The organism is Solimicrobium silvestre (assembly GCF_002976435.1).
Taxonomy (GTDB): domain Bacteria; phylum Pseudomonadota; class Gammaproteobacteria; order Burkholderiales; family Burkholderiaceae_D; genus Solimicrobium; species Solimicrobium silvestre.
In genome coordinates this window covers 173055-185295 of record NZ_PUGF01000007.1, presented here as the reverse complement: position 1 = coordinate 185295, position 12241 = coordinate 173055, and the positions used below count along the sequence as shown (strand labels likewise).

At 48.5% G+C, this 12241-nt stretch carries 7 protein-coding genes; 4 read left to right on the top strand and 3 right to left on the bottom strand.

The window, feature by feature from the left end:
- Positions 1–151 precede the first annotated feature (151 nt).
- Both S2091_RS09470 and S2091_RS09465 read left to right on the top strand, forming a co-directional pair.
- A complete protein-coding gene (locus S2091_RS09470) occupies positions 152–1948 on the top strand; it encodes an O-antigen ligase family protein (RefSeq protein ID WP_105531557.1) in 1797 nt (598 codons plus the stop codon).
- A gap of 29 nt (positions 1949–1977) precedes the next feature.
- A complete protein-coding gene (locus S2091_RS09465) occupies positions 1978–3423 on the top strand; it encodes a mannose-1-phosphate guanylyltransferase/mannose-6-phosphate isomerase (RefSeq protein ID WP_105531556.1) in 1446 nt (481 codons plus the stop codon).
- 67 nt (positions 3424–3490) lie between these two features.
- Here the strand turns inward: S2091_RS09465 and S2091_RS24270 are convergent, their stop codons facing one another.
- On the bottom strand, positions 3491–4264 hold the full coding sequence (locus S2091_RS24270) for a PA14 domain-containing protein (protein ID WP_105531555.1): 774 nt from the start codon (positions 4262–4264) through the stop codon (positions 3491–3493).
- A gap of 362 nt (positions 4265–4626) precedes the next feature.
- Between S2091_RS24270 and S2091_RS09455 the strand changes: the two genes are divergently transcribed.
- Positions 4627–5778 carry an efflux RND transporter periplasmic adaptor subunit gene (locus S2091_RS09455; RefSeq protein ID WP_165794958.1) on the top strand — a complete coding sequence of 384 codons (1152 nt, stop codon included), beginning with the start codon at positions 4627–4629 and terminating at the stop codon, positions 5776–5778.
- Positions 5775–8885 (top strand): efflux RND transporter permease subunit, encoded by a 3111-nt coding sequence (locus S2091_RS09450; RefSeq protein WP_105531554.1) that lies wholly within the window; start codon positions 5775–5777, stop codon positions 8883–8885. Before S2091_RS09455 ends, S2091_RS09450 begins: the two co-directional genes overlap by 4 nt.
- Before the next feature lie 40 nt (positions 8886–8925).
- Here the strand turns inward: S2091_RS09450 and S2091_RS09445 are convergent, their stop codons facing one another.
- Positions 8926–10086, bottom strand: coding sequence for an outer membrane beta-barrel protein (locus S2091_RS09445; protein WP_105531588.1), 1161 nt, complete (start codon positions 10084–10086; stop codon positions 8926–8928).
- A gap of 116 nt (positions 10087–10202) precedes the next feature.
- Complete coding sequence (locus S2091_RS09440) at positions 10203–12197, bottom strand: ice-binding family protein (RefSeq protein ID WP_105531553.1); 1995 nt, start codon at positions 12195–12197, stop codon at positions 10203–10205.
- Positions 12198–12241: the final 44 nt, after the last annotated feature.

Below are 12241 nucleotides of genomic sequence, written 5' to 3'. Positions count from 1 at the left end.
ATTTGTACAACTTGATGAAGTCAGCTTAGCAAATTTGAGTCGCTTCTGTTAGCATTTCGCATAGAATAATTTCAATACGCAACATAATATGAAGAACTGGGTAACCATCTCCTCCTGATAATTAACATAGTATTTGCCTAATTTTGGTGACATGTTATCAAGTCTTAGTATTCATCCAATCGCGCTTTGGCTTCTCTTGATTTACGGGGGCTATGTGCTGTTTTTGTGGCGCTGGCCACAAACTTGGCTGCCCATTTTATTGGCCGCCTTACCCGTCTTGGATTTTGCGCCGTGGACTGGTCAATTTTTCTTTGATGAATTTGATTTGCTCCTGCTGCTTACCGTTATCACGGTACTTGCCCGTAGAGGGCTGGGCGAATTAAAAAATACCTATTTCGGCATGACCACTACCGCTACTGCGCTATTTTGGGCGGTTGGTTTGGCGGGCCTTGTCGCAACGATAATGGGCGCTTGGCCATTTCCGGCTTTGGACAGCAATTCTTTTAATAATTATTACAGCCCCTACAATGCGCTCAGGGTTGGCAAGGGATTAGGGTTTGCGTTGCTGCTGTTGCCGCTGCTAGCGGGTGATTTGCAACGCGACGCTGACAAGACGTTTTACCGCATCGCTTTCGGCATGAGTTTGGGCGTATTAGGCGCTGGGCTTGCGGTGGCTTGGGAGCGTATTAGCATGACTGGCTTGTGGAATTTCCATAGCGGCTATCGCGTGGTCGGCTTGTTTTCCGGCATGCATACAGGCGGTGCTTACATTGAAGCCTATTTTGCAACGGCCATGCCTTTTGTTTTGTGGTGGGGGATACACAGCCGACATTGGGCGCTTAAGTTATCCGCTTCGCTAATTTTTTTAATCGCCTGTTATGCCATGCTAGTCACCTATGCCCGTGGCGGTTATTTAGCGTTGATCTTAGCCAGCATCGTACTTCTGGCTGGAATGCTGCCACATCGCAGTGTCATGCAAAGAATGCGGCATATTTTTATTACCATGCTGGTACTGCTACTCATTGGCGTGGGTTTATGGTTTTCTTTAATTAATACGCCTATGCACTGGCGCGCCGGAAATATGCAACGTGACATGAATTTACGCGTAGCGCATTGGCACCAGATTCTGGACATTATGGATCAAGGGTTGCCAGTCAAACTGTTCGGCATGGGGCAGGGGCGTCTGCCGGGATTGTATGTTCAGCGTGTTCCGGCAGCCAACATATCTGAGTACCGTTTCATGCGTGAAGATGAGCACAATTATTTGCACTTGACTGGAGGAGATCCACTCTATTTCGAGCAAGTGGTTGATGTGCAGCCGGATAAGCTTTACATCCTGAAAATAGTCGTGCGTAGTAAAGATCCGAACGCGGAATTGTATCTGCCCTTATGTCAAAAATGGATGCTATATCCCGAGCAGTGCCTGTGGAAAGTAGTGAAGCCCGGTGACGCAACTGACTGGCAAACATTTACACTTTCTATCGATACCAAGCAATTACGAGATCAGTCTTGGCATTCGCGCGCCCCGCGCAAATTGTCGCTAGTGAATTTTAATGACGGTAGCGTTATCGACATTGCCTCGGTTTCTTTACGCGCACCGAACGGTGATGAGTTGATCGCTAATGGCGATTTTGCACAAGGCATGCAGAACTGGTTTTTCTCCACTGAAAACCACCTACCGTGGCATTTCAAAAACCTGGCTCTGCAACTTTATTTTGAACAGGGTTGGTTCGGTTTAATACTGATGTCAGCGTTATTGATTTACAGCGCAGTCATACTGGTGCGGCGCGCTGATGAAAAGGCTTTTCCAGCGGCATTGCTGGCTTCGGCACTGATTGGTTTTTTGACGGTAGGGATGGTGGATAGTCTGTTCGATTTTCCTCGTATGAGTATCGTGTTTTATTTGTTGGTGCTGCTGATACATTTGCGCGAAAAAATTGAGTCATAGTAAAAAACAATATCAAAGGGGAATCAGCAATGAACACAGTCACTCCAGTAATTCTTTGCGGTGGTTCAGGAACTAGACTTTGGCCTTTGTCACGCGCTGGTTTCCCCAAACAATTTTTGGTGTTATCCGGTACAAACAGTTTATTTCAACAAGCCATTTCACGCATCAATAGCATTGCCTGCACTGATATTCTGCTTGCTGACACCTTGGTGGTGACCAATGAAGAGCATCGCTTTTTAGCGCTTGAGCAACTGCGTGAGATGAAGTCAATTAAAGCAACGTTGCTGCTCGAACCGGTAGGGCGTAATACCGCCCCAGCGCTAACATTTGCCGCACTGCATGCAATGGCTAACGGGAGCGATCCGATTTTGGCCGTCATTCCGGCAGACCAAACTATTACGGATGATGGGGCGTATATCAAAGCATTACAGCAGTGCGTGCGTATCGCCGCAGAAGGTGCGATAGCAATTCTCGGCATTACACCCGACAGGCCGGAAACAGGTTTCGGCTATATCAATTTCGAGGGTGAATTGGGGCGTAATGGTGAATACACAGTGACGCAATTTACTGAAAAGCCCGATCTTAAAACTGCACAGCAATTTCTGGAAAGTGGCGACTATACGTGGAATAGCGGCATTTTTGTCCTCAAAGCAAGCACCTGGCTCGCCGCTATTAAACATTTCCGGCCCGATATAGAAACCGCAACGCAACAAGCCTGGCTTGGCAAATCGGAAGATTTTGCATTTATTCGACCTGGCAAAGCCGCGTTTGAACAGATTCCAAGCGCATCCATTGATTACGCTGTTATGGAAAAATGCCCTGGCTCCGAAGTTGCCATCCATATGGTGCCGCTTAGCGCAGGCTGGAATGATCTCGGCGCATGGAGCGCTGTGTGGATGGTGGGCGAGCAAGACGCAAATGGCAACGTGGTGCATGGCGATGTGCTGCATTCAGATACGAGTAATAGCCTGATCTATTCATCAAAACGGCTGGTCAGTGCAGTGGGTGTTAACAATTTGGTGATTGTGGAAACGGCCGATGCCGTGCTGGTTGCCGATAGAGCTCAAAGCCAGCAGGTTAAAAAAATAGTAGATGCGCTAGAAAAGCAAAATAGGCTGGAACACAACACGCACAGAAAAGTTAACCGCCCTTGGGGTTGGTACGACAGCATAGTCGAAGGGGAGCGGTTCAAAGTAAAACAGATTCAAGTGAAACCGGGTGCCAAGATTAGCCTGCAAAAACATCATCACCGTGCAGAGCACTGGGTTGTTGTGAGAGGAACTGCAGAAATTACTTGTGGCGATAAAGTCACTCTGCTGACAGAAAATCAATCTACCTATATCCCGCTTGGCGAGGTGCATCGACTCTCAAACCCCGGTTCAATTCCACTTGAAATCATTGAGGTGCAGTCTGGCAGTTACTTGGGTGAGGACGATATCGTGCGCTATGAGGATAATTACGGCAGGGTTGGTTGAGGTTATTTTAAATTACTAAAAAGCCATCTAGAGCATAGATGGCTTTTGGCAATCTTGACGTAAATAATTACACCCGACACTTCACTCTACGTGAAACACCAACCCCGAAAAGACTCAAAAGACCAATAGCCAGTAATGCCAGCGAAGCGGGCTCTGGAACCGGAGCGGGGTCAAAAGAGATTGGCGTGGTGGTGATGCCCTCTGTGATCACGTTGAAATCCAACACTGCGCCAGTTTGGTTCAAATCGTCATAAAACACTTCAAGTGAATGATTACCAGCACCTATCGTGCCTGATGTGCAGCCTACAGTTTGCGCACCGTGAACACCGCCATTGTTACAGACGACCTGCCCATCAAGAAAAACGAAGGCATTGTCATCTGATGCGACTGTAAAAGAGATCGTTTCGGCGGTAGGCGCAATTAATGTTGCAGAAATAACGGCGGATAAATAGCCATTCCCGTTCCCATCATAAAAACCAGTGCCGTTAGGGTTGTACATGGCGCTGTTGTTAAAGGGGATATTGATTGTTCCGGTACCGGTTTGGGAGACATTCGGATTAAAGTTAGGGCTCCAATAAGTTAGTTCATCAGCGCCATTAGTATCGTGCGGAGTGATACCTGTGTAGGTGCTAAGTAGCATAGGTAAGCCGTCAGGTCCCAAGTTATTGGTCACCTCCGGGGTCGCATCGGTGCAGCAAAGCTTGTTTGCATCCGGGTCCGAATCACTGATTCTGAAATAGGTGATATTTGCGGTGAGCGGATTGGCGTTGACAGCAGATATTTGCGTAACGACAAGAGCTAAGCCGATGATAGAAAATTTAGCCAAATTTTTGATATTCATTTGAACTTAACTCCTATGATTTCGTTTGTAAAAAAACCTAAGAAATAAGAATGCAATTAACATGCCTTCAAGCAATTTCGAATAAATTTATTCTTTTAAAACAATATGTTAGTGCGCGAGAATTTATTTTTTCAAAGCAATAAACACGTAACTTTGTTCAAGGCGTAAAAAAAGCTGACACTTTCCACTCTGTCATTCTGCGATGCAGAAATTGATCTGCCCGAGTTGGTCTGGAAATATGGGTAGTAATGGCTTAAAAGTTAAATATAATGTTGAATAAGGCTAACAACTCCTACGTTGTTAGTTGCTGGCACAACGGCAAGTTCCATGTTTAGCTGGTCAACCTCATAAAGGGTCAAAAGGTGAACAATTTCATTCTTTCCTTGAGATATGGCCGCCTTGGAAGGTTTGCCCTTTTTGCTATCACATTACTTGTTTCCGGCTGCTCAAAGCCGATAGACAATGTCAACGAAGTCCGCCCAGTACGGGTAATCAAATTAACATCAACTAATGCCGAGATCGATGCCGAATTCGCCGGTGAAGTACGTGCGCGTATTGAATCCCGGCTTGGATTTCGGGTCGGCGGCAAAATTGTGTCGCGTGCCGTGGAGGTTGGTAGTCTGGTTAAAAGCGGCCAGATATTGATGCAATTAGATCCTCTAGATCAAAAATTGGCACAAGCGCAAGCCGTCGCCGCGCTGACAGCGAGTGAAAGCAACCGTGATCTGGCCAGCGCCGAATTAAAACGCTACCTGAACTTGCGTGACAAGAATTTTGTAAGCCAGGCCGTGTTGGATAGCAAAGAGGGCGCATTCAAATCAGCCGAAGCTGCATATGAACAGTCAGTTGCTATCAATAAGAGCCAATCGAATCAGGTCAACTATACGACGCTGGTCGCCAACGCAGACGGCGTAGTGACCAATATTAATGCTGAAGTAGGGCAGGTGGTTGTGGCGGGTGCAGACATTTTACGGGTGGCTGAGTTAGCCGAAAAAGAAGTAGTCATTGGCATTCCAGAGAATAAGGTGGATACGTTGCGCACGACGAGCGACGTTCAGGTGCGTATCTGGGCGCACCCCAAGGATTTGATTGCCGGAAAAATTCGTGAAATATCACCCATTGCCGATCCCGCAACGCGCACCTTCATTACTAAAGTTTCGCTAATCGATGCTCCTGCTGACGTGCATCTGGGCATGACGGCGTATGTTATTTTTTCCGCGAAGAGCGCGAACCAATCAATCAAAGTGCCGCTTACAGCTTTGTTTCAGGACAAGGGAAGTTCGGCCGTGTGGGTGGTGGAAAATAACCTGACAAAATTGACCCGGGTTGAAATCGGCGCACCCATCGGCAACGATATTATTTTGACGGGCGGTGTTAGCAACGGGCAAATGGTGGTGACGGCTGGAGTGAATTCCTTGAAGCAAGGGCAGCGGGTTCGGGTGCTTGACGAAGAACCAGTGACTAATGCTAGCTCCGCTGCAGCGGCCGCCGGTACCGGTGCCGTCGTCAAATGAAATCCCGCTTAAATTTATCCCGCTGGGCGCTTGAAAATATTCCTATGACGCGGTATTTGATTGCGGCGTTATTGATAGGGGGCATTCTTAGCTACAGTCGTCTTGGTCAAGATGAAGATCCGCCGTTCACTTTTCGGGTCATGGTAATCAGCGCCAACTGGCCGGGCGCTACGGCATTGCAGATGGCAGAGCAAGTTACCGATAAGCTTGAAAAAAAATTGCAGGAAACGCCCTATATCGACAAAATCCGCAGTTATTCCAAGCCGGGCGAAACACTGATTACCCTGCAATTACGCGAGTCGACACCACCAGCGGAAACAATTGCAGCCTGGTATCAGGTGCGTAAGAAGATTGGCGACATTAGTGGAACGTTTCCTAAGGGCGTTATCGGCCCATTTTTTAATGACGAGTTTGGCGACACATTCGGCTCAATCTTCGCGTTGTCGGGCGACGGATATACCTATGCCGAGATGAAGGATTACGCTGACTTTGTGCGTCAGCAATTCCTGCAAATACCGTCGGTTTCCAAGGTAGAGTTGTACGGTGTTCAGGACGAAAAACTGTATATAGAGTTCTCCCAAAAAAAATTCGCGCGGCTAGGTATTTCATTCGATGCGATAGTTAATCAGCTCAACGCCCAAAACGTAATTGAGTCGACCGGCGTATTGGTGACGCCGTACGATAATTTGCAGTTAAGGGTCAGCGGAGCATTAAAGTCCGGTAAAGATTTGGAAAACTTGCCGTTGCGGGCCAACGGAATAACCTTTCGCTTAGGTGACTTTGCCACCATCAAGCGTGATTACATTGATCCGCCACATGACAAAATGCGCTACAACGGACGCGAAGTGATCGGACTTGGCATTTCGATGGAGCACGGTGCTGACATTATCGAGCTAGGTAAAAATTTGCAAAATGCGGCTGAAGTAATCAAGGCGAAATTACCATATGGGCTCGAATTGCAGCGGATTGTTGATCAGCCGAATGCGGTGAAATCTTCCGTCAGCGAATTCCTCCGTTCCTTGAGCGAAGCGGTTGCTATTGTTCTTGCGGTGAGTTTTTTAGCGCTAGGTTTACATGTTAAACCCTGGCGACTGGATGTCAGGCCGGGTTTGGTAGTGGGGTTGACGATACCGTTAGTGCTGGCGGTAACCTTTTTGTTTATGCGTATTTTTGACATCGACTTGCATAAGATTTCGTTGGGAGCGCTAATCATTGCGCTTGGTTTGCTGGTTGACGATGCAATTATCGCGGTCGAAATGATGGTGCGCAAAATGGAAGAGGGCATGTCGCGCTTCGATGCCGCCACTTTTGCCTATACCTCAACCGCCATGCCGATGTTGACCGGTACGTTGATTACTGCGGCTGGTTTCTTACCGATCGGGTTGGCGAAATCAATGGCGGGCGAATATACCTTTTCAATGTTTTCGGTGAATACGCTGGCACTGATTATTTCCTGGCTGGTGGCGGTATTATTTACACCTTACATCGGTTATATCCTGCTGAAGGTCAAACCGGCAGTGAGTGCAGATTCTCATCAAACCTTATTCGATACACCGTTTTACAGCCGTATTCGCCGGATGGTGAACTGGTGTGTGGAATGGCGAAAGGCTACGATTTTACTAACGCTGGCAGCTTTTGCATTGGGCCTGTTCGGCTTTGGTTTTATTGAACAACAATTTTTTCCGGATTCAAGTCGCCCGGAATTAATGGTTGAATTGTGGCTGCCTGAGGGTGCATCATTTACCTCCACTGAGGTGCAGGCAAAAAAAATGGAACAATTCGTGTTGCATCAGAATGGTGTGGAAAGTGTTACCAGCTATGTCGGCACCGGAAGCCCACGATTTTATCTGCCGCTAGATCAGATTTTTCCTCAAAGTAATGTCGCACAATTGGTCATTTTGCCGAAGAGTCTGGCGTTTCGAGAAGCGTTGCGGTTGAAGATCGTCGCTGCTTTTAAGAACGACTTCCCCGAAGTGCGTGGCCGTGTCAAATTCCTGCCGAATGGGCCGCCGGCACCTTATCCGGTTCAATTTCTGATCAGTGGTGACTCGTTGATTAAGGTGCGGTCAATTGCCGATCAGGTCAAAGAAATCATGCGCGCTAATCCAAACACGGTGGGCGTGAATGATAACTGGAATGAATCGATCAAGGTCTTACGCCTGAATCTTGATCAAGACAAATTATTGGCACTAGGAATAGGGTCGCAAACCGTGATGCGCACGGCAAATACCATCTTGAGTGGCACGACGATAGGGCAGTATCGCGAAAATAATAAATTAATTGATATTGTGATCCGGCAGCCAGTGGAGGAGCGCGCCACCATTACTGCATTAAACGATGCGAATATTCAAATGCCGACTGGCGAAACAATACCGCTTTCCCAATTAGCTCAGGTGCGTTTTGTCTGGGAACCGGGCGTGGTGTGGCGCGAAGGTCGGGAATGGGCGATTACCGTGCAGTCGGATGTTGCCGATGGTATACAGGGGCCGACCGTGTCTGACCAGATAGAAGCAAAATTAACCAATTTACGTGCGGCGCTACCCGCCGGCTATAAGATCGACTTAGAAGGCTCGGCTGCTGACAGTAGCAAGGCGCAGGATTCTATTATTGCCAATGTTCCGCTGGTGATTTTCATTATTTTCACTTTATTGATGCTGCAATTAAAAAGCTTCTCACGTGCGTTGTTGGTGTTTCTGACCGGCCCGTTAGGGGTGGCGGGTGCCGCAATTGCGCTGTTGCTGCTTCAGCGACCATTCGGGTTTGTAGCGCAACTCGGCGTAATTGCGCTGTTCGGCATGATCATCCGCAATTCGGTCATTTTGATAGACCAGATTGAGCAGAATATTGCCGCCGGTGCGACGCCTTGGAACGCCATTGTTGAATCTGCGGTGCGGCGCTTTCGGCCAATCATATTGACCGCTGCCGCTACCGTATTAGCGATGATTCCCTTGTCACGCTCAGTGTTTTGGGGGCCGATGGCGGTCGCCATTATGGGAGGGTTAATCGTCGCAACGGTGCTGACGATGTTCTTTTTACCGGCTTTATATGCGGCATGCTTTAGGGTAAAAAGTGACGCTAATAAAAATGATGCCGAGCGGATCGAGTAATGTTCATTCCGCTTGACACATTTAAAATGAATAGAAAGAGTTACTTCTTCGTTCCAGTAACTTCTACTTCCACGCGTCTGTCAGGCTGCAGGCATGCTATTAATGCTTTAGTTACTTTATTGCCTTTGCATTCTTCCGGTTTGGTCACCGGATCCACTCCATCCACACCTTTGGCATCGATTTTGTTGCTTGGAATTCCCGCAACCTCTACCAGATAACTTTTGACAGCTTCGGCACGGCGAGTTGATAGTTTCATATTGTAGTCATGCGAGCCGATGCGGTCGGTATGTCCTGTTACAGAAATTAGATCAAAGCTGGCACTTTTTAGGTTGGCAGAAAATTCATCGAGAAACCGTTTTCCGTCAGATCGCATGTCAGCCCGGTTAAAATCGAACATCGAATCTGCTGCAAAAACTACCTTTATTGGCGGTGGTGGTGCAGGCGGTTGATTAATCACGACCACTACTTCAGGCGTAGGTTCAGGTATAGGCGCGGGAGCGGCAGGCCGATACACAGCCGCATGCATTTGAGTCTTTTCGCCGAATCGATAAACCAGACCAATTGAGTACAGATCAATGTCACCTTTATTTCCAATCGCATCATCAACCCGGTAGCGTTCGACTTCTGCCCGCATCGCCAAAGCTTGAGTCAGGCGATACTGAAGTCCCATACCGACTTTGTAGTTCAGATCATGCTTGCCAGGATCTGAACTGGCGACCGCAGCTAAACCAGATCCGCTGAAAGAATCCTTTGCTTGCGAGTAGTTCAATCCGAGTCGGCCGAACCCGGAAAAATTTTCAGTAAATGGTAGAAAGCCGATCGCATCAATATTTAGCCCTCTTAGCGTGATACTGCCGTTTAGTGTGCCAGGAGGTGTTGTGGTGGCTGAGTAACCAAATTTACCCAGATCGAAATAACCGCTTTCAATAGAAAAATTTTTGTTGAATTGGTAACCACCAAAGATTTTAAAACCGGTATCACGATCATTATTGTTGATGGACATTGCACTAGCTCCTTCTGTTAATAATCTGTTGGTGATGCTTGCGTCGTCGATTTTTGCCCTGGATTGCCCAACGTTCAAGCCGCCATACCATGCGCTAGTATCTTGGGTTGTGGTATTTTCTTGTGCGGCGGCATAGGGTATGGCAATAGCGGAAAAAGCAATTAAGCTCAGATTTTTTAAGGTTCTTGTACATTTCATTTCCTGCTCCTGAATAATTAATAAAACCCGGTGGTCGCCAGGTAATTCGACGTTATTTGTCATTCCACCTAGCTGTTCATCATGAATGGACAGCTAGGTGGACATGTTTTCATACCTTATGGAGCAGGTACGTTAATGACCGTGTTGACTAGCGTAACTGAAGCACCCAATGACAATGCTCTGCCATTTAGGGTCACTATCGCTACATTGCCCGCAGTGGAAATTGATACGCCATCTTGGGAAATAATCGTTCCGACCATGGTTCCACCGCCACCTGCATTAATCGTCGCGGCGCTACCAACTTGCCAAAAGACGTTCTTTGCTTGTGCGCCGTTGGCGAGAATAATGCTTGCCGGAGCTGCTGCGCCTGGACCACCCACGGTGAGTGTGGTTGCCATTTGGAATACCCACGTGGCATTAGCATTACCTTGAGCGTCGAGGGTCAGGTTTCCACCTTGAATCATGAATGAACCTGATGCCGCGGTGTAATCGCCAGGCGCAAGTGTCAGGTTGGCTAAGTTTCCTGCACCTGGGTTAGGCCCTGCCGGCATGGCCACCAGATCGTTATATGCAGTCAGCGCATCGGCACGAGCCGCAGAGGCGACCGCAAAGGTTGTTGCGGTTCCTTCGCTAGGGCAACCTACGGTTGGTGGCGGTGCCGCGGTGTAGATCAGGCCATTGACGGTACCGACATTCAGTGGTGTTTGAGTGTAAATACAATTTGGCCCGGCATCATGAAACCCAGTTACTGAAGTGGAGACTGCCGTGGTGCCGATGTTGCCATTGACGACGGTATAAATTCCTTGATTGGTCATGCCGGCTGAGCCACCAAAGTTACCAAAAGTCGATGCTGATCCAAGGGGGATAGTTGCTGGCGCTGAGCAACTCACTGCAGTGAAATTCCAAGTGAAATTAGCTGCCATAGTGTCCGCTGGGATAGCTAAATCCTTGACTCCACTAGCACCGCCGTGAATTGTGGCCGTATAGGTCACCCCGGCAGTAAGTGCTGTTGGGGTAAACGTGGCGATGCTGCCAGTGGCTGCATCTAGTACCACTGATGTCGCGTGAACTGGTGCTAAAGCCGGTGCCGGTCCGGTCACTGTAAACGTTGCTGAATTAACCGTAGTCGGATTCATGTGCAAATTAGCGGGTACGTTAAAGGTCGCGTTGATGGCCGCATTGGTACATACACTAGTGTCATTGGCGGCAGGGTTGGTAGATAGTACCGAGACATTCGAACCCGGAACCGGGGGAGTGGTCGCGGTGGTAAATGTCCAAACATAGTTGCTGGAAGCGGGGATTGGTGCTTGATTACCTCCCAACGCATTGCCTGCCAAATCTGTGGCGGCTGTAGTGATCGTCGCGGTATAAGTAGTGCCAACCGTGAGCGCTGCGTTTGGCACAAAAACGGCAGTCCTGCTACCGACTGAGTAGCTCACTACGCCGGTAGGAGCCGCGCATGGTGATGTGCAGGTTAGCGTAAAGCTGCTTGCATTGATCGTAGCCGGTGCCATGTCTTCGGTGAATGCGGCAGTTATTGCCGTATTAATTGGTACACCAGGTGTTGGACCAGAATTTGACGTTGCAGGAAATGTAACCGTAACGCCGGGTAACGTCACTGCTGGAGCTGCCCCTGTAGTAAACGTCCAAATATAGGGATTAGCTAAAGCGAGCCCGGTGGCGATACTTGTGGCCCCAGTCACTGTGGCTGTGTAGGTAGTGCCCGGTGCAAGCGCAGTACCGTTGGCAAGTGTGAAGCTGGCAATTTCGTTGGTCGCATCAAGAGTGACGGCGCCGACTGGATTGACGCAAGGTGAAGTACAGCTCACGACAAAGCTTGCTGCACCAGTGATTGGAGCCATCGGCTCACTGAAGGCACTTGTAATGACGGTGTTGTTGACTGGTACGCCGCTAGCATTATTGACTGGGGCGACGGCAGTGACTGTTGGCGGAGACGCTGCCGAAGTTTGGCCCGCACCGTTTGCACCGTTCATACCGAGAATTGGAGATTGGCTTCCACCGCTACATCCTGCTATTACTACACCCAGGACACTCAGTGTTAATGCGATGAGCCAGGACGAAGCTCTGGAATTTTTGTTATTACGTTTCATTTTATGCCTCTAAATATGTTGAATTCATCGTTGTCATTGGCCAG